Genomic DNA, 23,725 nt, shown 5'->3' with positions numbered 1-23,725 from the left:
ATTGATAGGATCATCAATTATTTGAAAATTTTATTTGCTCAGTAGTTTTATTCGGATCCTCTATATTTTTAATTTCGGATAAGTTTTCCTTAATTGTCTGTTGTTTTGAAAGCAAATTCATATGGTTGACTATATCTTGGGCATTATAAATATAGCGTAAGCCTAAGTGGGTTTGCCGATCTTCGTGAGAAATATCTGAAAGAACCTCTTCAATATGACGAAGCTCTCCGGAACTATGTACAACTCTTTCTGGTAAATTAATAGTTTCTTTCGTAAGAGTATTTAATTCTTTAGGTTCATCTAAAAAAGAAACTTTGATCTGAGAAATATCCACATTTTTTTCTGCCAAATATTTTAAAGTTTCATATATGTTTTTAACTCCCGGTCGGTAATGGCCACTATAACAAGTAATCACTTCGATTTGACCGTTTTTAATTTGCATTTCACCTGCGCCTAATACTAATCCACCTTCAGTCATGGTTGAATGAGCCACTTTATCCGTTTTATCTTTATGATTAAAAAGATACATGTCTCCATCCGCGTTAATCGTAAAAGCGCAATATCCTCCTTTACCATGAGACAACATATCTGCTGTATCAACAGGAGTTGTTGTGGTTAACTCTCTATCATATCTTACAATCTTTCCATCTCGAATGAGTGCACGATGTGGATCACGCTCTTTAGGCTCGAGCATTTTTGTTTGTCCACTGATGTCTTGTTGTTTAGACACCTCGTTCACTTCCAATAATTGTCCTCGCTCCTTGGCTAAAGCAAGTTTTGCTGTCCTCCTCCATCTATATTTTGCTGTACTAGTAGCATTATTCTCTGCAGGAATCTTATTTAACTTAATACTTTCGTTAGGTACCAGATTATATTTATCTCCATCCAGCTTTAATTTTTTTGGTAACTCATCTTCATTATTAATTGCTTGGTAAACTCTTTTAGCTGCTATCAATGTCAGTGTATTATTTGTTCTATTACAAAGAGTTTTCATTATATTCATATACTTTTCTGCTGTCTTTTGTAATTCTTCTTTTTCACTGGGCAATACATAGTCCTTTTCTAGCAATGCTTTTTGGCAAGTATCATAAATATGATAAGCATTAGCGATTGTTTGAGTTAGGGTGTTCTGGGCCTTTTTTTCTTCTACTTTTTTTTCTCGATTGTTTAAGATCTCGACTTCTGCAATTAAATTACTTACTTGTTGTCTTTTTTCACACATGTCATTAATGTTTGTTCCGCTGATACCTTCCTTGAGACAATATTCATTTAAGTCTTTTTCAATAATCTCTAGTTTCTGAATAACTTCATTTTCATCATTTTCGTCGACTTCTGGACCAAAAAATCCATCATTAAAGCTAGCGATGTATGACTTGAAAGCAACAATAACTTCAAGTTTTTCAGCTAATGAACCTGCGTTTTTATATTGAGAATTATATTCTTCAATATCAATAATGAGATCGCTGTTCATATATTACACCATTTGAAATACATATATATTATATGATAGCATATCAATCTAAATGAAATAAAAATATACAGTCAGGGGTGAGTAGTGGTGCATAAGGAAGACTTGAGTCTGAAGAATGATGGTGCTATTGCACTCTAGAAAGCTATTCAGCAAAGAATTGAGATTATTAGTGCAAGAACTAAGGGTTAGACTGAATGGTTTAATCAAACTTAGATATATGCATAAGCACTTTAGGTTTCTAATAGGATTTATATAATCAAGCAATAGAATAGAAGCTATTTCTTTTTTCTAAGCTTACGAAGTGGATCGTATAATCTAGGGTTATGACAATTCATGTATTTTAATTTAATCATGTAAAGTATTAGGGATGTGACCTAATTTTGGGAATTAAAAGTATCTTCTTTTGGAAAAATGTAAAATTTACTTGACAGAGCTGAGGGAGCTCATTAAACTGCGAACCTAATTTTGGGGTTATAGCTCAGCTGGGAGAGCGCTTGCATGGCATGCAAGAGGTCGGCGGTTCGATCCCGCCTAGCTCCACCATCAACATCTTAGATGTTGATGGGTAAAAAATGTTCCAGGTCCCCATCGTCTAGAGGCCTAGGACATCGCCCTTTCACGGCGAGAACAGGGGTTCGAACCCCCTTGGGGACGCCATTTTTGTGTTGATAGTAGTATTAGTAGTACATTTAGTTCCAGGTCCCCATCGTCTAGAGGCCTAGGACATCGCCCTTTCACGGCGAGAACAGGGGTTCGAACCCCCTTGGGGACGCCATCGTTTAGTTTATACCGTTAAATATAAATTGACCTTGCTTGTGTTGGGTCTTCCCCAAATTCGGGGGCATTAATCAAGAACACAAAACTTTAACCCTTAACCTGTAATTTTCAAAGTTTCTAAACCCATAAGCACGCCGCTGAATCAGTTTCATCTTGCGATGGAAGCCTTCCGTAATGCCGTTGTTTTTAGTAAACCGCCACATTCTAACCACTTCTTCTCGCCATTGATATAATGTTTTACCTAGAGTCTTTAGTGATTCAAAAGGACTTTCTTTCAGACTGGCAACGAGTTTAAGAAAGAGAGGTATTAAACGCATACACTGCTTTGCAGTGCGGTGTTTTGGCGTAGCCTGGTTGCTTGCAACCAGGATTTATCAAAGGCGGCAAAGATTATCAGGCTTTTGCAATAGATATTAAAGAGGCTATTTTATGTGGTGCAAGTTCACAAGGAAAAGCAAAAACCTCAGGGTCAATTACAGATGAGACAAAACTTGGGACGGTACGTATTTTTTTATGCTGGCATTAAAGGATCGAACATCAGGTGAAATCCTGGTTGCAAGCAACCAGGCTACGCGTGCTATATATCGCGGTTCTTTCCCATGTACGGGCATTAATCAAGAATACAAAACTTTAACCCTTAATCTGGAGTTTTCAAAATTTCTAAAACCATAAGCGCAATGTTGAATGAGTTTCATCTTTTGATGAAAGCCACTTAGTAAGGTTTTCATTTGAGCTAAGCGTTTCCGCAATGATGTTAACTTAACGAATCAGGCATGCAGGGAATTAAAGCCTCTCAAAAATTGTCCTTGTATTAAACCCAAACAATCGCTCATGCATTCTATAGGTATATTCATCAGTCATATTAGCGATATAATCACAAACAATTCGATATGCAGCAAGCAATGATATGGACTCATCCTCCCTGTTACCCGGCAACTATAAGAGCCAAAAGGGTAAGGTCCACCCAACCTTATCGGAAGGAGATTCCAATGAAGAATATTACGTTATTAGGCATGGATTTGGCAAAAGAAGTATTTCAATTGCATGGAGTAAATGAGCATGGAAAAAAGATACTAGGCAAAAAAGTAAAGCGCTCAGAATTGCCTACGTTAATTGCAAATTTACCTTCTTGCAAAATAGTGATGGACGCTTGTAGTAGTTCAAATTACTGGTCTCGAAAATTCATGTCCTAGGGTTATGAGGAAATAAAAATGATAAGAATGATGCACGAGCAATAGTCATAGCAGCACAACAAGATAATAGGCCAACTGTTCCAATTAAAACGATAAAATACGAACCTGAGTTTTGCAAATAACAGCTGATGTGAAAAGGGTAAAATCTACTCTGTAAATACCTGTGGGCTACGGTGGGCATTATTGTCCGTGCAAGCGATAAAGGAGGCAGAGTGCGAATATCATCAGGGCCCGAGTGAATAAAATAAGTCGCTCTTTGGATGGTCGGATATACGGATGCAAATACTTCACTTTTCACAGCTAATTACTTGCAAAAACGGATGAGTCCATAGACGTAGCCTGGTTGCTTGCAACCAGGATTTATCGAGGCGGCAAAGATTATCAGGCTTTTGTAATAATAAAGAGGCTATTTTATGTGGTGCAAGTTCACAAAGAAGAGCAAAAACCTCAGGGTCAATTACAGAGGAGACAAAACTTGGAGCGGTACGTATTTTTTATGCTGGCATTAAAGGATCGACAATCAGGTGAAATCCTGGTTGCAAGCAACCAGGCTACGCGTGCTATATATCACGGTTCTTTCCCATGTACGGGCATTAATCAAGAACACAAAACTTTAACCCTTAATCTGGAGTTTTCAAAATTTCTAAAACCATAAGTGCAATGTTGAATGAGTTTCATCTTTTGATGAAAGCCACTTAGTAAGGTTTTCATTTGAGCTAAGCGTTTCCGCAATGATGTTAACTTAACGAATCAGGCATGCAGGGAATTAAAGCCTCTCAAAAATTGTCCTTGTATTAAACCCAAACAATCGCTCATGCATTCTATAGGCATATTCATCAGTCATATTAGCGATATAATCACAAACAATTCGATATGCAGTAATTTCATCCTCAGCCTCTTTAAACAATATTCTATTTTTATTATCTAATAAACTGCCAGGATTTGAGCTGATGGCATCAAATAATCTAAGTACCACTGTTTGGCCGCCATACTCAAAAGTACGTGCTTCTTGAGAATCAATAACATTGGTGTAGATGCATTGTTTTAAATAATGGAGCAGTGCATCTGCCTCCGGAATTAATGCAAGATTATATTTAAGTAAATTATTTTCAAAATTTTCGTTGGTGATAATGATCTGAGTAGAAGTGATGAAATAGTTAACCATTTCACCAATAGTTTGTTTTCTTGAATATAAATCTGACGAAAATAAAGAATCAATGAGATGAGTTTTTCGATGATTTAATGAAGTATTCGCTAAAAGTAGCCTGAACTCTTGGGTATCTAAATGGGCAGGGTTTATTAATCTTAAATGAATGGCATCTTCGAGATCATGAACCCCATAAGCTATATCGTCAGCGATATCCATGATGGAACAATCAAAGCTATGATAAGCGGATTTACCTGCCTTTGTTCCTTGGGGGAGGTGTGTAAGCGATTGAAATAATTTTTTATCATTATTGGAAAAAGGGGAAAGTAACCAATCAATCTCGGGCTGTTCGCAATCAAAATAAGCTTTAGGAGGCAACCAGTCGTTAATTTTGATTGTTTTATGAATGGAATCATGGACTGGGGGTTGCTGAGGTGCAACTACAGAAGATCGTTTTACTGGATATTTGAGAATACCAAGAAGTGTACGTCGGGTTAAATCAATGCCATAAGTTCCATAACTGCTTTCTACTTTAGTAAGTAGCCTTAGCGTTTGTCCATTTGCTTCAAAACCACCATAATTGCGCATCATATAGTTCAGCGCTACTTCACCTCCATGACCAAAAGGTGGATGGCCAATATCATGAAGTAAACATATAACAGAAATAAGATCATCATTGGGTAATAAACCAGAAAGCATTGAATGCTTTTCTTGAGTTATCAAAAGATTATGGACAATACTACGGCCTATTGAATCTACTTCTAAGGAGTGTGTGAGACGAGTACGATGGAAATCCCCTTCATCAGTTCCTAAAATCTGTGTTTTTCTTTGTAATCTTCTAAACGCCGGACAATGGATGACACGTGTTCGATCTCGCTCGTAGGGATCTCGATGATCTTGAGAGCCTCTTTGATTGGTTTGTCCTGAACGTCTGTGTGTCCACATAAGTGATTGCCCTAATAAAAACAATTACTGTAAGACATAATTTGTTCTTTAACAACACAAAAACCTAAAGTTTTTTCTAAATACGTAGATATAGTAATCAAGAGGAATTGTAAATACTAATAGGTTGAATACATGCTTTGAGTTTGGGTAATAGTGTCCATTTAAGTACGGGTAGCCCGGATTAGACGCAGTCGTAATCCGGGAATTTTGTATCATACTTCCCGGATTATGGCTTTGCCTAATCCGGGCTACAGAAGAATAGGAACCAGCTTTTCTTAAGTTGACACTGTTGTGAGTTCAAGGCGTAACAAATAATAAAAAGAATTATAAATTAGGGGAATGATCATGAATGATACATTTAAGTTAGCGCTTATAGGGATTTGTGCTGTTAGTATGTCTTCTTGTTCAATGATGGAGAATAATGAATATCCAAATTATCCTACCTATGTTTATGATCCTGCCCAACCATATACATTAAATAATTACAATACGATGAATTATGATTATAGCTATAGGCAAAAACAAGAAGTTGTGGTTCCTGATTCATATCATGTAGGAGAACTTCATTCTCCGGTATCATTTAAGGATAGAGATCAAACTTGGGTAAATAGCCAGAGTCCTCAAGGTTATACGATTGAACTGGCTGAAGGAGATAAGGCATCTCAAGTAGCGCAAGTCCTCTATAAAGCCCCAAAAAATGATCGTATGGCTCAAGTAAAATATGATCGCGATGGTAAAACTCATTATAAAGGAGTATATGGTACATACACGAGTGCTGAAGAGGCTCAAAAAGCACTTAATGCATTACCACCTGAAATTAAAAATAGGGCTTCAGTGATTAATTGGAGTAGTGTACAACAATAGTTATACTTAGATTAAAATAGGTGCAATAAGGGAAAAAAATGTTCTCTCATACTTATGCTTTTCTAATTATATGTCTCGTTTCTGGTTGTATTGCATATAAAGCAACAAATCCTACATCTTTATTGATCGCGAGGATTATTTTTTCAGTATCTTTAATTGCTCTGTTGGCTCATGCGCCACACCCAGAAGACCTTTAAAAAAAGTGGTTTTTTTCAGTCTAGCTTTTTATGTTGTTTTTGCTGTAGAACTAATGAGGATCATTAAACGAGTTACGCCTGGTGTTTTTGTGCGATCTGCTTCAAATTGTTTCACTGTGATGGCATATCCTTGATTAATTTTTTCCAGCCAAGCAATAAATAAGTTAAATGCAACCGCATCAAAAGTGAGTTGAATATCACCAGAACCAGTTTGTTGCAACTGATAAGGAAACTTCAAAGTAGGATCATTTTTAAGTTGGGTTGCTAATGCAGTTAATAATTGACTATTATTCACTATTTGTTTCGTTTGTGTTGTACGACCTTGTCGCTTTATCTTTTTCATCCACTGTAGCGTGTTCATTTTATCAACTAATTGTGCCGATTTTTGGGTTACGCTATTATTTAATGGGGTATATAAGAAAAGATAATATATGTAGAGAAGAAGACACAGTCCCGTTCCAATAAGCATCCATTTTTCTCTTTCATTGAGTGTACTCAAATAAGATTTCATGTTAACTCCAAAGTTGCAACAACTTGCTGTTCATGGGTAGATGCTTGGGTTTGCTTTAGTTTTAATTGAAGTTTTTTTAACTCATTCTCTAATTCTTCCAGACTGGCAAAGTCAGTACTTATTAGAGTCACAGAGAGAGTTTTATTTTGAAACCGTAATTGCTCTAGAGTAATTCGATCATTTTTCATTACTTTAGCAAATTGATTGAGCAAAAACCAAAAACGATTTTGATCTTCTTCATTATTGTTTTTTAAAAGTTGTGTAATACGAAATTTAGGACTAATAATCTGTTTCGCATCAGGAAAAAATTCATGATAGATCACAGCGATCTGATCATCAATTTTTTGGATTTGTTTATTTAATGAATGTAACTGAATAGCATTCACTGATAAAAGCGATATTAACCAAAGGCAAAAAAATGCAGCAGTAAGTAAATATCTCTTTTTCAGTAAATTTGCTTTATCTCCATGTTGCATTTCGCCTTGACAGAGATTCATTAATTTAGTTTTTAATATTCTTTGTGCAATCCAGACAGATGATGAGCATTCCTGTTTTTGGAGAAGGCTGGGGTAAGCTGAGAGGCTATCTGTAAAAAGTAGAGGCTGTTGATCCGGATGATTTTTAAGATAGATATCAATCAGTTCTTCTTTAAGAGCGCCTTTAAATTCGTCGGTATTAATAAGTAGGGTTGCTTCATTAAAGCAGAGTTCTTTGGGTTCTAAAGCAAACCAGTCCAATGTAATTCCAACAAATTCGATGTCGTGCTCCTGAAACAATTGCATCAGGTAGCGAATTCTTTGCTTGCTTACTACGGTAATTAAGTATTGGTTATTTTGATATCTTGCTCTATCAAATGCAAAATGCAACTCATCGACTGATTGTGCTAATTTGTCTTCTAGCGCATAAGGGATTGCTGCTCTGGCTTTTCGTTCAGGAAGCCATGACAATTCAAGATTGAGAAGGCTGGCTTGTTCGCTTGTTTCAATGACTAAAGTTTTACAATCATTTTGCAAGGTTTTGATTTCAGTGAAATCACGTTTTGCAGGTGGAACGATTAATGTTCCATCTGCATCAATTTTTAGACAAAAACATCCGTTTTCATCCAAATGTTTGGTGAATAGAAAAAGAGTATCCATTCCTAAGTATAAGCTCTATGTTTTTTGAGGTTCATTGTTGTCCATTGCTGTTTTAATTGTTGGGCTAATAAATAAACTACAAGCGCATATTGAGGACTTGAATTGTAACGAGTAATGACAAAGAAATTTGGATAAGCTATCCAATATTCATTTCCTTGGGCAGTAGTAAGTTCAATCAAACCTGCGCGTGAAGGATGATTATGCGCTGCTGTTATAGGTCTTACTCCATTGGCTATTAATTGTGAATAGGAGTAATTTGCTGTTTTAGGATTCACATGAATATGTTTATATTGGTTTCCTCTTAATACAGCATGTTGTGCAACTCCATCATTTGACTTCCAACCATGATGATAGAAATAATTTGCAATACTTCCTATAGCATCATCGTTATTAGTGATTAGGTCACGTTTACCAGTATTGTTAAAATCAACAGCAAAATTACGATAGCTGCTTGGCATAAATTGAGGTTGACCTATGGCTCCAGCATAAGAGCCCTTATATCGTGTTGCAGGAACCCCATGCTCACGACAAAGAAGTAAGTATTCTTTTAATTCTTTGGTGAAATAGGGCGAGCGTTTAGGATAGTTGAATGCCAGCGTTGCTAAGGCATCAAGAACTCGGTATTCACCTTGTTTCTCGCCATATAAAGTTTCTACGCCTAAAATTGCTACAATAATCTCTGGGGGAACACCGTATTTTTTTTGTGCTTTTTCTAAAGATTTTCTATTCGCTACCCAATAATTTAGCCCACTATTTAAACGGGCTGGAGTTAAGAATAGGTCTCGATACACATCCCAGTTTTTCTTTTCATAAGGCTTTTCCATAGACTCAATGATTTGAGGCTGAATGACTACCTGATTCATTGTCGCAGTAAGTTCTTTGGCGCTAAAATGATATTGTTTCACCATGCTTTTAATAAAAAGTTGGACATCTTTTCTTTGCGTAAACGCAGTATCTGAATAAGTTGAAAAGGAGAAAAAGAACAGTATTAGTGCAACAAACCCCAAACGATGTGCTCGTCTCATAGCATACTCTATATATATATATTAAAACGTAGAGACAAATTTTATTAAAAATATGATGCATTAGCAAATACTTTCAGGCCGAGCATATTTAAGCTAAAATGCACTATTTGCAAAAAGGTTATGACAGTTGAGTGATTTAAAGCGAATTCGTAATTTTTCAATTATTGCCCATATCGATCATGGTAAATCAACCTTGGCTGATAGATTTATTCAAATTTGTGGCGGTTTAACTGAGCGTGAAATGAGTGCACAAGTTCTCGATTCTATGGACATTGAGCGAGAGCGAGGAATCACAATTAAGGCTCAATGTGTTTCCTTAAATTACCTGGCAAAAGATGGTAAAACTTATTTATTAAATTTTATCGATACACCAGGACATGTGGATTTTAGCTATGAGGTGTCTCGTTCACTTGCTGCTTGTGAAGGTGCTATTTTGGTTGTCGATGCTGCTCAGGGCGTGGAAGCACAGACTGTTGCAGTATGTTACACTGCAATTGATCAATCATTGTCTGTATTGCCAGTGCTCAATAAAATTGATTTACCTCAAGCAGAACCAGAGCGCGTGATTTCTGAAATTGAAGATATTATTGGCGTAGACGCACACGATGCAATAAGAGTAAGCGCCAAAGTTGGTTTGGGGGTTGAGGATGTTCTTGAGGCATTAGTCAAACATATTCCCCCACCAGAAGGGGATATTAATGAACCTTTACAAGCATTAATTATTGACTCATGGTTTGATAGTTACCTTGGTGTGGTTTCTTTAGTACGTATCGTTAATGGCTCAATACGCAAAGGTGACAAGATGCGAGTGATGTCTACTGGTCGATCTTATGAGGTTGATCAAGTAGGTATATTTACCCCAAAGCGCACTAAACTCGATGCGCTCAATGCAGGGGAAGTAGGCTATGTTGTTGCTGGAATTAAAGAGATTCAAGGAGCTCCAGTTGGTGATACACTGACTTTAGAAAAAAATCCTGCAGATAAAGAGCTGCCTGGATTTCAACGGGTTAAACCTCAAGTTTATGCGGGTTTATTTCCTATTAGTGCTGATGATTTTGAAGCTTTTCGGGAAGCATTAGCTAAATTAAGTTTAAATGACGCTTCATTATTTTACGAGCCTGAATCATCAGAAGCGTTAGGTTTTGGTTTCCGTTGTGGTTTCTTAGGAATGCTGCATATGGAAATTGTCCAAGAACGTCTGGAAAGAGAATATAATTTAGATTTAATTTCTACAGCGCCTACGGTAGTCTATCAAATAGTAACTCAAAAAGGGGAAATCTTACTTATTGATAATCCCTCCCTTCTTCCACCAATTCCACAGATTAAAGAAATGTATGAGCCTATAGTCAGAGCTAATATATTAGTACCTCAAGACTATCTTGGTTCTATTATCACTCTGTGTATCGAGAGACGTGGCGTGCAAGTGAATATGACTTATAGTGGTCGACAGGTTTCTGTAACGTATGATATTCCTATGAGTGAAGTGGTTTCAGATTTTTTTGATCGTTTAAAATCAGTAAGTCGTGGTTATGCTTCATTAGATTATAATTTTCTACGCTTTCAGGAAGCGGATTTAGTAAAAATGGATATTTTGATCAATAGTGAACGTGTTGATGCTCTTTCTGTCATTGTTCATCGTTCCTCGGCACATAGCCGAGGTAAATTGATTGCAGAGAAGATGCGTGATTTGATTCCACGACAAATGTTTGATGTAGCAATTCAAGCGGCATTAGGAAGCCATATTATTGCGCGACAAACAGTTAAAGCTTTACGTAAGAATGTTACTGCAAAATGCTATGGTGGTGATGTGACACGTAAACGAAAATTATTGGAAAAGCAAAAAGCGGGTAAAAAGCGAATGAAACAAGTAGGGCATGTGGAAATACCCCAAGAAGCATTTATGGCTGTTTTTCAAACAGATAAAAAGAAATAGGTGTACTATTTAGGATCTAAAGTTATGAATTTTGCTTTAATATTAGTTGTCTTATCTTTTGTCAGCGGGTTTATCTATCTACTTGATATTCTATTTTGGGCAAAAAAACGTGGAGAGGATCAAAAACCTACTAAGATTATTGAGTATTCACGTTCATTTTTTCCTGTTTTTTTTATTGTTTTGATATTGCGTTCCTTTCTTATTGAACCGTTTCGTATACCCTCTGGATCGCTTGAACCTACTTTGTTGGTTGGTGATTTTGTGGCAGTGAATAAGTTTATTTACGGGTTGAGACTTCCTGTGTGGGAAAAGAAAGTTATCTCTATATCCGATCCTAAAATTGGCGATATTGCTGTATTTCGCTGGCCTCCTGATCCTTCTTATGATTACATCAAAAGAGTGATTGGTATTCCTGGTGATAAGATCAGTTATCACAATAAGGTATTAACCGTAAATGGAAAAGAAGCAAAACAGACTTTTATTGAGTACACAATTGATGAAAGTTCTGGAAAAGCGGTATCCAAATATCAAGAAAATTTGAATGGAACAGTGCATGATATTTTTGTTAGAACAGATGTTCCTGCCGTAGATTTTGATATTGTCGTTCCCGAAGGCAATTATTTTATGATGGGAGATAATCGAGATGATAGCGCAGATAGTAGATTTTGGGGGTTTGTACCTGAACCTTATTTAAGAGGAAAAGCATTTTTGGTCTGGATGAGTTGGAATGGCAAAACAGATAATGTACGGTGGTCAAAAATTGGAAAATTAATTCCTTAAATAACGTGAGTTTCGTATAAGCGAACATGGTTTTACTTTGAGCCGTTCGGACTGAGGAGGCATTTATGCCGTCTCGAAGTCTCAGCACGAATTTTCAAGTTCTGTGCTAAGACTTCGAGATAGCGCTATGCGCTTCCTCAGTCTGAATGGTTCAAAGTAAAGACTGAAGCTAAAAAGATTCTTTATCCGAAGCTCATGTTAAGTAATGGGTAAAGACAAGGTTTTTTAAAAGTACCCCAAGAATTTAGTTTTTTGCTTGATAATAACAAGGAATTGCGCATGCATAAGCAGCAGGGAATGACTTTCATAGGAACATTGCTGACTATAGTAGCACTCGTTATAGCAGCAACAGTGATCATGCGCGTTGTACCTGTTTATTGGCAGTATTACTCTATAATTAAGTCGATTGATGAATTAAATTCTATACCTGCATCTAATTTGACAGGCGATTCAATGCACGATATTAATGAGTTGAAAAGTGTTTTGGACAAACGTCTTGATATTAATGGAATAGCAAGTTTAAATGAAAATCAATTAACTATTGAACCTATTGGAGCTAATAAGTTTATGGTCCAATTAAAATATCAAGTGATAAAGCCTTTAATATATAATGTACGTTTATTATTTGATTTTAATCATACTGAAGAGGTAGTAGCAGGTAGTGAAAATTGATTTAGAACGATTATGCAGACGATTAGGCTATCACTTTAAAAATAGTGCATATCTCAAACAAGCATTGACTCATTGTAGTGTGGGTAGTGAAAATTATGAGCGTTTTGAGTTTCTCGGTGATTCTATCTTAAGCTTTGTCATTGCAAATGAATTGTTTCATCGATTCCCTTTGCAAAGTGAGGGCCAATTAAGTCGTTTACGTTCATTTCTTGTGCGAGGCGAGATGTTGGTCGAGTTAGCTAAAGAAATTGAGCTGGGTGATTTTCTTTTTTTAGGCCAAGGAGAATTAAAAAGCGGGGGATTTCGTCGAGCTTCGATTCTTTCCGATGCGCTAGAAGCTATTTTCGCTGCTGTTTTTCTGGATGGTGGAATAGATTGTGCAAAAGAAGTGATTCTAAAATTATATCGACTTCGACTTGAAAGTCCTAATTTAAATGACTGCTTAAAAGATGCAAAAACGCAATTACAGGAATATTTGCAGGCAGAAAAAATTCCTCTTCCAGAATACATATTGACTCAAATAGAAGGTGATGAGCACAATCAAATTTTTTATATTACTTGTGCTGTTCATGGAATGAAACAAAAAACCCTTGGCCAGGGTTCCAATCGACGAAAAGCAGAGCAGTTAGCAGCCAAAGCAATGTTAGAACGATTACGTTCAGATAAGTTGTAATACTGACGCATCATGTATGGATGATACATCATTGACTATATCTTCAACGAAGATTCAAATCTTCTAAACTACTGCCGATCTCTAACCATTCTTCTTCTATTTGATTTAAAGAGGAATGAGTGAGCGAGCGCTTTTCTAAGAGCTGGTTTAATTTCTTTTGTTGCTTACTGTCCTCATAAAGGCTTGCATCACTAAGTTGAGTATCTAGTTGGGCGATTTCATCGTGATAGTGTTCGATCAATTGCTCTAATTTTTTAAGTCGATTTTGTAACGCTTTTTTTTCTTTATAGTCATTCGCCGTAGAAAAAGAAATGTTTTCTTTGAGGGTATCTTTGCTTTGCAACCAAGAATAATAATCATCCAAATCACCATCAAAAGCTTCGACTTTTTGCTGATAAACCAAATAATAACTATCTACACTGGTTTTTAACATATGGCGATCATGAGAGATCAAAATTAATGCTCCTTCATAACTTTGTAATGCGAGTTCAATTGCTGAGCGCATGCCAAGATCCAAATGGTTAGTGGGTTCATCCAGCAAAAGTAAATTAGGTTTTAACCATACGAGTTTTGCTAACGCAAGTCGTGCTTTCTCTCCACCAGAAAAGTGATGAATGGGTTGTACTGCCATATCACCTATAAAATTAAAGCCACCCAAAAAGTCACGTATGGCTTGCTCACGAACCTCTGGGGAAAGTATTTGGATGGTTTCGACTGGACTTAATTTACAATCCAATTGTTCTAATTGATGTTGCGCGTAATAACCAATTTTTAAATGTGCAGAGCGATGGATTGTACCATTCAAAGTGGATAAAGATCCGGTTAATGTTTTAATAAAAGTAGATTTTCCTTCACCATTGGGCCCCAGCAAAGCGATTCTATCGCCAGGATTAAGAGAGATATTTATTTTTTTTAAAATAGGTTTCTCAGGCTGATAACCAGCATCTACTAGGTTGCATTGTATTAAAGGATTGCTCGCACGTGGGCATGGAAAAAAATCAAAAGAGAAGGGGGAATCTATTTGTGCAGCGGCAATAATTTCCATTCGGGCTATCGCCTTCAGACGGCCTTGTGCTTGTTTTGCTTTAGTAGCTTTTGCTCTAAAACGATTTACAAAAGACATCATATGATTAATTTTAGCTTGTTGTTTTTCATATAAAGCGTGTTGTAATGCTAATTGCTGGGCATGAGTTTTCTCAAAACAACTGTAATTACCACTATAAAGTGTCAGATTTTGTTTCTCAATATGCAAAATATGAGACACAAAAGCATCAAGAAATTCACGATCATGAGAAATAAGAATAATGGTGCTTGGGCTTTGTTTTAAAAAGCGTTCTAGCCAAAAAATTGCCTCCATATCTAAATGGTTGGTAGGCTCATCAAGTAATAGTAAATCAGCGGGTTTCATTAAACAACGTGCAAGGCTTAAACGCATACGCCAACCACCGGAAAAGCTATTGACTGAAGCTTGTTGTTGTTTCGAATTAAAACCCAGCCCGGACATAATTGTAGCTGCCAGAGCAGGCTTACTATAGCCAGCAGTATGGTTTAACTCTTCATGACATAACAATACTTCAGCATCATTCCCTGATGTTTCTGCCTTTTGTAAACGCTGACATAACTTAATATAGCCATCATCACCACCTAATACAAAATCTAATGCATTTTCATGGCTATCAGGCAATTGCTGGGATAAATGACTGATAGTGAGTTGAGGATTAATTAAAAATTCACCTGTATCAGGAGTTAATTTTCTTAGTAAAAAATCAAATAGCGTTGATTTGCCGCAACCATTATGGCCAATTAGGCCAATTTTTTGTTTTTCATAGAGAGTAACATTGACCTTATCCAATAAAATTTTATTGCCGCGGCTTAAAGTAATTTGACGAAGAGTAAGCATGATAAATTTTTAACTATTAGTAAAATTAGAGGTACAAACTCGATACTTAATTGATGTGTATCTAAGGCAGAGCATAGTGTAATCCGGGTTATAAAGATTTATTTTTATTAAATCAGAATATTTGGCTTATGTTGCACCCACTTAGCTACGGATCAAAAGCATACTTTTTTTAAATTCTATCATAAATCCATTCAACTTGGTTCTGGTTCTATAGTTTTTTTCCGAGCGGATTGGTGTCGCGCTTTTTTCTCAATATCAATATAGCGATCTGTAGTTGCACTGGAGCTATGGCCCGCATCATCACGTACATGTTCGCGTGGACGGATCTTTACATCTTCGGAAATTCCGGTATGTCTTAACCAGTGGACTGTTGCTGCAGCTAAATTGTCGGCTTCTTCATCATGACCTTTGATCCGCAATTGTTCTCCAGCAAGGTCAAAGCATTGTTGAATAATTCTACGGATAGGGGCAGTATCACTCATTGGGCCATTACCCCGAATTTTAGGAATGAGAGGAGAGTTATCTGCAGATGAGGGAAGGGGTGTTAATCCTAGGAAACTACGCCATCGCATTAAACTTTCTAACATTGCATCACTCACTGCGATTTGTCGTTCTTTATTCCCTTTACCAACAGTGGTAAACCACCAATGACCATCGCTGTCTTTAGCAAAGTTATTCATACTTGGTATCCAGCGATCGCTAGCTACAAGCTCAGATATTCGCAAATACATTCCAAATAGCATGCTTAACATAAAACGAGTTCTCTCATGTTTTATTGGTGAGTCATTAGCAAGATATTCAGCAGCATCTAATACCGCACTCCATTGAAGTAGGCTTAAGCGACGTATAGGGGCATTGTGCTGTGCTTTACGAATAAATTTACTTTTTTGACGAATTAAAGCTACTGGATTGGCGGCTACATATTCCTCAGCGATTAAAAAATTAAACAATGTACTTAAAATGGCGAATATTTCTTGGAGGGCACCTTGGGATAAATTAAATTGATCAATCGTTGGTTTTTGACCTCTCTTCAGCGCAGCTTTACTCAAAGTTACTACAAATGGCCTCCATTCTTCATTAGGCATTCGTTTTCCCTCTTTTTCTATAAAGCGGGGTACTTTTTTTAAACTTATCCAAGCATTGGGTGGTTTTTGGCAAAAGCGGATGTATTGTTCTATATCATCCCGTTTTAATTGATCCAATGTAGAATTTTTAATAAGCCATGTCCACTGCAATAATCGTTCGGATTCTCTTCGATAACTATTGAATGTACCTTGGCTGCCTGTATAACTTTTAAGGAAGCTCAAAGTATAATTAAAATCATTTTGAAATTTTATATCAGGAAGTACGACATTTTCCTGATTTTTATGTAAGTAATTGAGGTTATCAAAAATAGGCAGTAATTTAACTTTCATTATTTTTTAATGTGAAATGAATAATGATCAATGCTAGCGGAAAATTAAAGAAGATACGAGTGGGCAATTAAAACGTTGGGGTGGGTTGGTTTTTGTCTATATGGATTAAAAAAATTCTCTTTGGTTGTTAAATCTAAATATAAAAAAAGATAAATTAAAATTAATGAAAATTTAATGATCTAGGATATTGACCTTAATGATGGCAGCTAGTATTATCAGCGCTCTGTCCTTGAGACGGGTTTCGGGGTGTAGCGCAGTTTGGTAGCGCGCCTGCTTTGGGAGCAGGATGTCGGGGGTTCGAATCCCTCCACCCCGACCAAATTTTTGCGCCCGTAGCTCATCTGGATAGAGCATCGGCCTTCTAAGCCGAGGGTAGCAGGTTCGAATCCTGCCGGGCGTGCCAGCCCAGATCATTCCATAAGAGTTCTGGCGAAAAATTATGGTGAGCGTAGCTCAGTTGGTAGAGCCCCGGGTTGTGATCCCGGTTGTCGTGGGTTCGAGTCCCATCGTTCACCCCATTTGAAAAACAAATGGTTTTAACACGAAAGATTTTATTTCGGTCTTTACAAGACTGGATTACTGATTGATAATCCAACCTGATTTGCGAAAGTGGCGGAATTGGTAGACGCACTGGATTTAGGTTCCAGCGGGGCGACCCGTGAGAGTTCGAGTCTCTCCTTTCGCACCATTATCATTATAAATTCCATGAGGTGAAATTAATGCAAGTTTCGGTTGAGACCCTAAAAGGTTTGGAACGTAAGGTAACAATTTCTGTGCCTGCAGAAAAAGTAGAGGAAGAAGTGAGCTTACGTCTCAAGAATCTGGCTCGCAAAGTCAAAATAGATGGTTTTCGTCCCGGTAAAGTACCTTTACATGTTGTTACGAATCGTTATTCAAATAGCGTTCGTGAAGAAGTTGCTCGAGATATGGTTCAATCTACTTTATATGAAGCATTGCAAAAAAATGAATTAGTTCCTGCTGGCTATCCTTCTGTTGAGCCCGAACAACTTGAAAAAGGCAAAGATTTTAAATATAGCGCAACATTTGAAGTAATGCCTGTATTTGAGATTGTTGAATTAAACCAAGCTCTGGTTGAATTATCTCGTTCAGAAGTCACTGATAAAGACGTTGAACACATGGTTGATAAACTTCGTGAACAAAATAAAGTATGGGATGAGGTTTCTCGTGCGGCCAAAAATGGTGATAAAGTAGTAATTGATTTTGCAGGCTTTCTGGATGATAAGCCTTTTGACGGAGGCAGTGCAGAGAACCATGAGTTAACTCTTGGTTCAGGAGCTATGATCCCTGGTTTCGAGGAAGGAATTATTGGTAATAAAAAAGAGAAGCCATTCGATATTAAAGTTAATTTTCCAGCTGACTATGGTCATAAAGAATTAGCGGGTAAAGAGGCTGTTTTCAAAATCACGATTCATAAGATCATGGAAGGAAAGCTACCCGAGCTAGATGATGCATTTGCGGAGAAATTTAATATTAAAGAAGGGGGTGTGGATGCTCTCAAAAAAGATATTAAAGAAAATATGACTCGTGAATTAGAGCGTCGTGTAAGTATGATGAACAGGGAAAAAATGTTTGATAAGTTAATGGAGGTTAATGAAGTTCAGTTGCCTTTAGCATTAATCGACAAAGAAATTGAGCATTTGAAGCATGACATGTATCATCGTATTTTTGGACATGAGCATCATGAGAATGAAAAAATTCCTGATTTTCCACGCGAACTTTTTGAAGAACAAGCCAAACGCCGTGTTCACCTAGGCTTACTGTTCTCTGAATATGTTAAAAAGCACCAAATCGTTCCTGATAAAGATAAAGTAAACGCTATGATTGAGAAATTTGCCGGTGCTTATGAAAATCCAGATGAATTACGTAGCTGGTATCAAAATAGTAAAGAGCATATGGCTGAAATTGAAGCTCTTGTTTTAGAGGAAATGGTTGCAGATAAAATCGCTGAAGGTGCAAAAATTGAATATAAATCAAAGGACTATGAGTCAGTAATGAATCCTAAACCAGCGACTGAAGCGACAGAGAAGAAAGGAGAGTAAGTATATGTCAGGCTATTCAGAGAATATCATTCGTAATGCCAGTGGATTAGTCCCTATGGTTATTGAACAAACCTCACGAGGGGAGCGTTCATATGATATTTACTCAAGATTATTAAAAGAGCGAATTATTTTTCTTTTAGGTGAAGTTGAAGATCATATGGCTAATTTAGTGGTTGCTCAATTGCTGTTTCTTGAGTCTGAAAATCCTGAAAAAGACATTTCTCTATATATAAATTCACCTGGTGGTGTAGTTACGGCAGGATTGGCAATTTACGATACTATGCAATTTATCAAGCCTGACGTGAGTACCTTGTGTATAGGTCAAGCCGCAAGTGCTGCTGCTTTATTGCTTTGTGCCGGAGCTGATGGAAAAAGATTCTGCTTGCCAAACTCACGAGTAATGATTCATCAGCCTTTAGGTGGTTATCGAGGTCAGGCAACTGATATCGAAATTCATGCACGCGAGACTTTAGCAGTAAGAGAGCGACTAAATAATATAATGGCAAAACATACTAAAAAAACGCCTGATCAAATTATGCGTGACACAGAGCGTGATAATTTTATGAGTGCTACACAAGCCGCTGAGTATGGTCTTATTGATAAAGTGCTTTATGATAGAGAGTCAGCAAGCAAAGCAGAATAATTATTTTTGTAAACCAGAGTTTGTTTATAATTCGCTAGCTTGAGTTAAAATGCTTTGATTCTAGAACATCAAGGCATTTTGATCCAGATTATAATACAATTCATTTCGCTCTTCTGCGTTTCGCCCATAAAGTGTGACACGTAGGTAGTAGAAACCAATTGTCAATACCCGGGTAGGATTGTAAGCGGAATTCAGAACTGAGCCGCAATTGCTAGGGAGTTAAAACTTATTTATTCTTAAATTTGTTAGCTCCTACATATGCGGTTCACGTTTTTTAGAGTACTATGGTTTATAATGAATTACAGTGGCATATCTTTTTCTGATTGACTAATATTTTACATATATTATCTTTTTCGATAATCGTTGTAAGAAGGGGTTTGGTTATGAGTAAATCCGGTAACGGAAGTGGTGAAAAAGTTTTGTATTGTTCTTTTTGCGGAAAGAGCCAACATGAAGTAAAAAAATTAATTGCTGGCCCTTCCGTATTTGTATGTGATGAGTGTGTTGAGCTATGCAATGATATCATTCGTGAAGAAACACATGATGCACAAGAAGAAGCTGAGGTTCGTTTACCCTCGCCTAAAGAAATTGCATGTTTCTTAGATGAGTATGTTATAGGGCAAGCACATGCAAAAAAAGTCTTGTCTGTAGCAGTTTATAATCACTACAAGCGATTACAACATAAAAGTGAAGATGGTGTTGAACTTGGAAAAAGCAACATTTTACTTATAGGCCCAACAGGAAGTGGAAAAACTCTTTTAGCACAAACATTAGCTCGTATTTTAAATGTTCCTTTTGCTATGGCGGATGCCACTACACTTACTGAAGCAGGTTATGTTGGTGAAGACGTAGAAAATATTATCCAGAAACTTTTACAAAAATGTGATTATGATGTAGATAAAGCACAGCATGGTATTGTTTATATCGATGAAATTGATAAAATTTCACGAAAATCTGATAATCCTTCTATTACTCGTGATGTTTCAGGTGAGGGTGTTCAACAAGCACTTTTGAAGTTAATCGAAGGAACAATTGCCTCTGTCCCACCTCAAGGTGGCCGTAAACATCCACAACAAGAATTTTTACAAGTAGATACTTCAAATATTTTGTTTATCTGTGGTGGAGCCTTTGCTGGTTTAGAAAAAGTAATCAGAGAGCGAAGTGATAAATCAGGCATTGGGTTTTCTGCGCAGCTGAAAAATAAAAAAGATACCAGCGATGAAGTTTCTAAGGTGCTGAGCCAGTTAGAATCTGATGATCTCATTAAATATGGATTAATTCCCGAATTTGTTGGGAGATTGCCTGTAATTGCTACCTTGCAAGAACTTGATCAATCAGCTCTTATTGATATTTTAACTAATCCTAAAAATGCGTTGACGAAACAATTCCAATCTCTTTTCAAAATGGAGGGAGTGGAGCTTGAGTTTAGGGATGAAGCATTGGTAGCAATTGCTAAAAAAGCTTTAGAAAGAAAAATGGGTGCTCGAGGCTTGCGCGCAATACTTGAAAATATTCTTTTAGATACAATGTATGAATTACCTTCTCTTGAGGGAATAATTAAAGTTGTGGTTGATGAAGGTGTTATAACTAGTTCATCAAAACCAATTCTTATTTATGAACAAGATGGGATGAAGAGTGCAGCAGGTGGCCAAGAGTAGACATTTTTCTACTCTGTATCTCTCCTGCACATAATGTAGGAGAGAAGTTCTTATAAGGGACTTTCTCAATTATAAAGCTTTGATTTCTTGCAATAACTCTCCCTTCCTCTTAAATTATAAGTTAGTAGTCATTAAAATATTAATTTTAAGTTTTCTGTTTAAATAAGGGTTCATTATGTCCATTGAAAATAAAGAAAGTTCGAATGAGACTGAAAAAATGTCCAACATACCTGTATTACCATTAAGAGACGTAGTGGTTTACCCTCATATGGTTATTCCTCTTTTTGTTGGCCGAGGAAAATCAATTAAAGCCTTAGAAGCGGCTATGGTTGATAATAAACAAATCTTTTTAGTAGCACAGAAGAAATCATCCAATGATGACCCTGGAGAAGCTGATATTTTTCAGATAGGTACATTATCAAGTGTGCTGCAGCTATTAAAATTACCTGATGGAACCGTTAAGGTTTTAGTCGAAGGTGAAAAACGTGCTAGAGCAAAAGAATATCATCAGACGCAAGGTTATTTAGAAGCGGAGCTTGATGTAATGGAGGATGAGAATGCTGCCATGCAGGAACCGGACATAGGCATTTTAATGCGTTCTCTCATGTCGCAATTTGAGCAATATATTAAACTTAATAAAAAAATCCCTCCTGAGGTTCTATCTCCTTTATCTGGCATTGAAGAGCCTGGTCGCTTAGCGGATACTATTGCCGCTCATCTCACTTTAAAAATTGATGACAAACAAGAATTATTAGAAACTTTAGATGTGGGAACTCGTCTTGAGCGTTTAATGTCTGCAATTGAGAATGAAATAGATCTATTACATGTTGAGAAGCGTGTAAGAGGCCGCGTGAAACGTCAAATGGAAAAGAGCCAGCGTGAGTATTATCTCAATGAGCAAATGAAGGCTATTCAAAAAGAATTAGGTGAGTTAGGCGAAGAAGGCAATGAAATTGAGCAATTAGAAAAATTAATTAATAAAGCCGGTATGCCTAAAGAAGCAAAAGAAAAATCACTTGCGGAACTTCATAAGTTAAAAATGATGTCACCCATGTCTGCAGAGGCTACGGTTATTCGAAATTATCTTGATTGGATGCTTGAAGTACCGTGGAAAAAAAGAACAAAAATTCAATTTGATTTGCTAAAAGCCGAAAAATTATTAGACAAAGAACATTATGGTTTAGAACAGGTTAAAAAGCGTATTATTGAATACCTTGCTGTTCAGCAACGAGTAAAGCGCCTAAAAGGCCCTATCTTATGTCTTGTTGGTCCTCCAGGAGTAGGTAAAACTTCATTGGGACAATCGATTGCTAATGCTACAGGACGTACATTTATACGTATCGCTTTAGGTGGTGTTAGAGATGAAGCTGAGATTCGCGGTCATAGAAGAACGTATATTGGCTCTATGCCTGGGAAAATTATCCAAAAACTCTGTAAGGCGGGTGTAAAAAATCCATTAATTATGCTTGATGAGGTCGATAAGATGGCCATGGACTTCCGTGGTGATCCGGCGGCAGCTTTATTAGAAGTGTTGGATCCAGAGCAAAATCATACTTTTAACGATCATTATCTTGAAGTTGACTATGATCTCAGTGATGTTATGTTCATTGCCACAGCTAACTCTCTGGAAATACCTGCACCATTATTGGATAGGATGGAGGTAATTCGTCTTGCAGGATATACAGAGGACGAAAAAGTAAGTATTGCTGAAAAATATCTTGTGCCCAAACAAATTGTCTTAAATGGTTTAAATAATGAAGAAATTCATATTAGTGAGGGCGCTATACGAGAAATTATTCGCCATTATACGCGTGAAGCTGGTGTACGTAACTTAGAGCGGGATATTGCTAGTGTCTGCCGAAAAGTCGTAAAAGAAATTTTATCCAATAAAAAGATCAAGAAAATGGCTGTATCACTTAATAATATTGAAAAATATCTTGGTGTGAAAAAATATAGATATGGTCTTGCTGAACAATTTGATCAGGTTGGTCAAGTTACAGGATTAGCTTGGACAAGTGTGGGTGGAGAATTGCTTACTATTGAAGCATCAATGATGCCAGGTAAAGGTAAAGTGACACATACAGGTCAATTGGGTGAAGTGATGCAAGAATCCATCCATGCGGCGATGACTGTGGTACGAAGCCGAGCTAAAAAACTTGGTTTATTGGATGATTTTTACGATAAAAATGACTTCCACGTTCATGTTCCAGAGGGGGCTACTCCTAAAGATGGGCCAAGTGCGGGTATTGGTATGTGTACGGTTTTAGTTTCTGTAGTAACACAAATTCCTGTTAAGGCGGATGTAGCGATGACGGGTGAAATTACGCTAAGAGGGCAAGTGTTACCTATTGGTGGTCTTAAAGAAAAATTATTGGCAGCTCATCGTGGTGGAATTAAACATGTCATTATCCCTGAAGAAAATGTTAAGGACTTAGAAGAGATACCCGATAATGTACTACGTAAGCTAACAATTCACCCTGTTAAGACTATCGAACAGGTGCTGGAACTCGCTTTACAACGCAGTCCCTGGGTGGGTGAGCCAACAAATGAACAATCTGGAAAAATTGTTGGTAAACGCTCAAAAAAAATTAAAAATAATGATTTACATACCCATTAATACAGGGTATAGTTCGTTTCGTGGCCCGCCAATAGCGGGCTCTGCAAGGAAGTAACTACTTGACCGGTTAATTTGATTATTAAAGTTAAATTAGCTTAGAAGTATGGA

The 23,725-nt window shown here is 36.9% G+C and carries 18 protein-coding genes, 7 tRNA genes and 3 pseudogenes; 18 read left to right on the top strand and 10 right to left on the bottom strand.

Annotated features, from left to right (window positions below; genetic code table 11):
- Nucleotides 1–13 precede the first annotated feature (13 nt).
- Nucleotides 14–1,471, bottom strand: a complete 1,458-nt coding sequence (locus DYH34_RS18410) for a hypothetical protein (RefSeq protein ID WP_238589547.1) — start codon at nucleotides 1,469–1,471, stop codon at nucleotides 14–16.
- A 467-nt stretch (nucleotides 1,472–1,938) separates the two neighbouring features.
- On the opposite strand from DYH34_RS18410, the gene DYH34_RS11395 reads away from it, so the two are divergent.
- From DYH34_RS11395 to DYH34_RS11385, 3 genes are all read left to right on the top strand, one after another.
- Nucleotides 1,939–2,014, top strand: a tRNA-Ala gene (locus tag DYH34_RS11395).
- 38 nt (nucleotides 2,015–2,052) lie between these two features.
- A tRNA-Glu gene (locus DYH34_RS11390) sits at nucleotides 2,053–2,128 on the top strand.
- Between the two features lie 42 nt (nucleotides 2,129–2,170).
- Nucleotides 2,171–2,246, top strand: a tRNA-Glu gene (locus DYH34_RS11385).
- Between the two features lie 73 nt (nucleotides 2,247–2,319).
- On the opposite strand, the pseudogene DYH34_RS11380 reads toward DYH34_RS11385, so the two are convergent.
- Nucleotides 2,320–2,589: pseudogene (locus DYH34_RS11380) on the bottom strand (transposase); the annotation flags it as partial.
- A 17-nt stretch (nucleotides 2,590–2,606) separates the two neighbouring features.
- On the opposite strand from DYH34_RS11380, the gene DYH34_RS18080 reads away from it, so the two are divergent.
- Nucleotides 2,607–2,774 (top strand): hypothetical protein, encoded by a 168-nt coding sequence (locus tag DYH34_RS18080; protein WP_157061471.1) that lies wholly within the window; start codon nucleotides 2,607–2,609, stop codon nucleotides 2,772–2,774.
- An 88-nt stretch (nucleotides 2,775–2,862) separates the two neighbouring features.
- Here the strand turns inward: DYH34_RS18080 and DYH34_RS11375 are convergent.
- Nucleotides 2,863–2,961 (bottom strand): annotated as a pseudogene (locus tag DYH34_RS11375) (transposase); the annotation flags it as partial.
- A gap of 70 nt (nucleotides 2,962–3,031) precedes the next feature.
- A pseudogene (locus tag DYH34_RS18750) lies at nucleotides 3,032–3,148 on the bottom strand (hypothetical protein); the annotation flags it as partial.
- 89 nt (nucleotides 3,149–3,237) lie between these two features.
- Between DYH34_RS18750 and DYH34_RS11365 the strand changes: the two are divergent.
- Nucleotides 3,238–3,441: a transposase gene (locus DYH34_RS11365; RefSeq protein ID WP_115342611.1), complete on the top strand. Its 204-nt coding sequence runs from the start codon at nucleotides 3,238–3,240 to the stop codon at nucleotides 3,439–3,441.
- Between the two features lie 766 nt (nucleotides 3,442–4,207).
- Here the strand turns inward: DYH34_RS11365 and DYH34_RS11360 are convergent.
- Entirely contained in the window at nucleotides 4,208–5,533 is a 1,326-nt protein-coding gene (locus DYH34_RS11360; protein ID WP_058466299.1) for an anti-phage deoxyguanosine triphosphatase, read from the bottom strand.
- A gap of 345 nt (nucleotides 5,534–5,878) precedes the next feature.
- Here DYH34_RS11360 and DYH34_RS11355 point away from each other — a divergent pair, with 345 nt between their 5' ends.
- Nucleotides 5,879–6,397: a hypothetical protein gene (locus DYH34_RS11355; RefSeq protein ID WP_058466300.1), complete on the top strand. Its 519-nt coding sequence runs from the start codon at nucleotides 5,879–5,881 to the stop codon at nucleotides 6,395–6,397.
- Between the two features lie 225 nt (nucleotides 6,398–6,622).
- On the opposite strand, the gene lspM is transcribed toward DYH34_RS11355, so the two are convergent.
- Genes lspM through mltB form a run of 3 tightly spaced genes read right to left on the bottom strand, consistent with a single transcriptional unit; the run spans nucleotide 6,623 to nucleotide 9,266 of the window.
- Nucleotides 6,623–7,105 carry a GspM family type II secretion system protein LspM gene (gene lspM / locus DYH34_RS11350; RefSeq protein WP_058466301.1) on the bottom strand — a complete coding sequence of 161 codons (483 nt, stop codon included), beginning with the start codon at nucleotides 7,103–7,105 and terminating at the stop codon, nucleotides 6,623–6,625.
- Nucleotides 7,102–8,241, bottom strand: coding sequence for a type II secretion system protein GspL (gspL, locus tag DYH34_RS11345; protein ID WP_058466302.1), 1,140 nt, complete (start codon nucleotides 8,239–8,241; stop codon nucleotides 7,102–7,104). Before gspL ends, lspM begins: the two co-directional genes overlap by 4 nt.
- A gap of 2 nt (nucleotides 8,242–8,243) precedes the next feature.
- On the bottom strand, nucleotides 8,244–9,266 hold the full coding sequence (gene mltB / locus DYH34_RS11340) for a lytic murein transglycosylase B (protein ID WP_058466303.1): 1,023 nt from the start codon (nucleotides 9,264–9,266) through the stop codon (nucleotides 8,244–8,246).
- Between the two features lie 127 nt (nucleotides 9,267–9,393).
- Here mltB and lepA point away from each other — a divergent pair, with 127 nt between their 5' ends.
- From lepA to rnc, 4 genes are all read left to right on the top strand, one after another.
- Complete coding sequence (lepA, locus tag DYH34_RS11335) at nucleotides 9,394–11,199, top strand: translation elongation factor 4 (RefSeq protein ID WP_058466304.1); 1,806 nt, start codon at nucleotides 9,394–9,396, stop codon at nucleotides 11,197–11,199.
- A 24-nt stretch (nucleotides 11,200–11,223) separates the two neighbouring features.
- The gene (lepB, locus tag DYH34_RS11330) at nucleotides 11,224–11,979 is read left to right on the top strand and encodes a signal peptidase I (RefSeq protein WP_058466305.1); all 756 of its coding nucleotides are present in this window, start codon (nucleotides 11,224–11,226) and stop codon (nucleotides 11,977–11,979) included.
- A gap of 279 nt (nucleotides 11,980–12,258) precedes the next feature.
- On the top strand, nucleotides 12,259–12,651 hold the full coding sequence (locus tag DYH34_RS11325; RefSeq protein WP_058466306.1) for a DUF4845 domain-containing protein: 393 nt from the start codon (nucleotides 12,259–12,261) through the stop codon (nucleotides 12,649–12,651).
- Entirely contained in the window at nucleotides 12,641–13,324 is a 684-nt protein-coding gene (gene rnc, locus DYH34_RS11320; RefSeq protein WP_058466307.1) for a ribonuclease III, read from the top strand. The genes DYH34_RS11325 and rnc overlap by 11 nt, the downstream gene beginning before the upstream one ends.
- Before the next feature lie 43 nt (nucleotides 13,325–13,367).
- Here the strand turns inward: rnc and DYH34_RS11315 are convergent, their stop codons facing one another.
- Together DYH34_RS11315 and DYH34_RS11310 are read right to left on the bottom strand one after the other, a co-directional pair.
- Entirely contained in the window at nucleotides 13,368–15,224 is a 1,857-nt protein-coding gene (locus DYH34_RS11315) for an ABC-F family ATP-binding cassette domain-containing protein (protein WP_058466308.1), read from the bottom strand.
- A gap of 191 nt (nucleotides 15,225–15,415) precedes the next feature.
- Entirely contained in the window at nucleotides 15,416–16,639 is a 1,224-nt protein-coding gene (locus DYH34_RS11310) for a tyrosine-type recombinase/integrase (RefSeq protein ID WP_058466309.1), read from the bottom strand.
- Nucleotides 16,640–16,881: 242 nt separating this feature from the next.
- Here DYH34_RS11310 and DYH34_RS11305 point away from each other — a divergent pair.
- The 8 genes from DYH34_RS11305 (at nucleotide 16,882) to lon (ending at nucleotide 23,617) form a co-directional block, all read left to right on the top strand.
- Nucleotides 16,882–16,958, top strand: a tRNA-Pro gene (locus tag DYH34_RS11305).
- Between the two features lie 7 nt (nucleotides 16,959–16,965).
- Nucleotides 16,966–17,042 (top strand) — tRNA-Arg (locus DYH34_RS11300).
- Nucleotides 17,043–17,081: 39 nt separating this feature from the next.
- A tRNA-His gene (locus DYH34_RS11295) sits at nucleotides 17,082–17,157 on the top strand.
- A gap of 85 nt (nucleotides 17,158–17,242) precedes the next feature.
- A tRNA-Leu gene (locus DYH34_RS11290) sits at nucleotides 17,243–17,327 on the top strand.
- A gap of 31 nt (nucleotides 17,328–17,358) precedes the next feature.
- The gene (tig, locus tag DYH34_RS11285; RefSeq protein WP_058466310.1) at nucleotides 17,359–18,699 is read left to right on the top strand and encodes a trigger factor; all 1,341 of its coding nucleotides are present in this window, start codon (nucleotides 17,359–17,361) and stop codon (nucleotides 18,697–18,699) included.
- Between the two features lie 4 nt (nucleotides 18,700–18,703).
- Nucleotides 18,704–19,342 carry an ATP-dependent Clp endopeptidase proteolytic subunit ClpP gene (gene clpP / locus DYH34_RS11280; RefSeq protein WP_058466311.1) on the top strand — a complete coding sequence of 213 codons (639 nt, stop codon included), beginning with the start codon at nucleotides 18,704–18,706 and terminating at the stop codon, nucleotides 19,340–19,342.
- Nucleotides 19,343–19,725: 383 nt separating this feature from the next.
- A complete protein-coding gene (gene clpX / locus DYH34_RS11275) occupies nucleotides 19,726–21,000 on the top strand; it encodes an ATP-dependent Clp protease ATP-binding subunit ClpX (protein ID WP_058466312.1) in 1,275 nt (424 codons plus the stop codon).
- Nucleotides 21,001–21,175: 175 nt separating this feature from the next.
- The gene (gene lon, locus DYH34_RS11270; RefSeq protein ID WP_058466313.1) at nucleotides 21,176–23,617 is read left to right on the top strand and encodes an endopeptidase La; all 2,442 of its coding nucleotides are present in this window, start codon (nucleotides 21,176–21,178) and stop codon (nucleotides 23,615–23,617) included.
- Nucleotides 23,618–23,725 lie beyond the last annotated feature (108 nt).

Origin of the sequence: Legionella cincinnatiensis (genome assembly GCF_900452415.1) — a bacterium.
Lineage (GTDB): Bacteria > Pseudomonadota > Gammaproteobacteria > Legionellales > Legionellaceae > Legionella > Legionella cincinnatiensis.
Note: the sequence above shows the minus strand (reverse complement) of the source record. Positions and strands in the feature narration are given on the sequence as shown.

What these genes read in the sequence shown, in the direction of transcription:
- DYH34_RS11325 (WP_058466306.1), top strand. Translation starts at nt 12,259, where the DNA reads ATGCATAAGCAGCAGGGAATGACTTTCATAGGAACATTGCTGACTATA.
- lspM (WP_058466301.1), bottom strand. Translation starts at nt 7,105, where the DNA reads ATGAAATCTTATTTGAGTACACTCAATGAAAGAGAAAAATGGATGCTT.
- DYH34_RS11310 (WP_058466309.1), bottom strand. Translation starts at nt 16,639, where the DNA reads ATGAAAGTTAAATTACTGCCTATTTTTGATAACCTCAATTACTTACAT.
- DYH34_RS11365 (WP_115342611.1), top strand. Translation starts at nt 3,238, where the DNA reads ATGAAGAATATTACGTTATTAGGCATGGATTTGGCAAAAGAAGTATTT.
- clpX (WP_058466312.1), top strand. Translation starts at nt 19,726, where the DNA reads ATGAGTAAATCCGGTAACGGAAGTGGTGAAAAAGTTTTGTATTGTTCT.
- DYH34_RS11360 (WP_058466299.1), bottom strand. Translation starts at nt 5,533, where the DNA reads ATGTGGACACACAGACGTTCAGGACAAACCAATCAAAGAGGCTCTCAA.
- clpP (WP_058466311.1), top strand. Translation starts at nt 18,704, where the DNA reads ATGTCAGGCTATTCAGAGAATATCATTCGTAATGCCAGTGGATTAGTC.
- DYH34_RS18410 (WP_238589547.1), bottom strand. Translation starts at nt 1,471, where the DNA reads ATGAACAGCGATCTCATTATTGATATTGAAGAATATAATTCTCAATAT.
- tig (WP_058466310.1), top strand. Translation starts at nt 17,359, where the DNA reads ATGCAAGTTTCGGTTGAGACCCTAAAAGGTTTGGAACGTAAGGTAACA.
- gspL (WP_058466302.1), bottom strand. Translation starts at nt 8,241, where the DNA reads ATGGATACTCTTTTTCTATTCACCAAACATTTGGATGAAAACGGATGT.
- DYH34_RS11315 (WP_058466308.1), bottom strand. Translation starts at nt 15,224, where the DNA reads ATGCTTACTCTTCGTCAAATTACTTTAAGCCGCGGCAATAAAATTTTA.
- lon (WP_058466313.1), top strand. Translation starts at nt 21,176, where the DNA reads ATGTCCATTGAAAATAAAGAAAGTTCGAATGAGACTGAAAAAATGTCC.
- lepB (WP_058466305.1), top strand. Translation starts at nt 11,224, where the DNA reads ATGAATTTTGCTTTAATATTAGTTGTCTTATCTTTTGTCAGCGGGTTT.
- mltB (WP_058466303.1), bottom strand. Translation starts at nt 9,266, where the DNA reads ATGAGACGAGCACATCGTTTGGGGTTTGTTGCACTAATACTGTTCTTT.
- DYH34_RS11355 (WP_058466300.1), top strand. Translation starts at nt 5,879, where the DNA reads ATGAATGATACATTTAAGTTAGCGCTTATAGGGATTTGTGCTGTTAGT.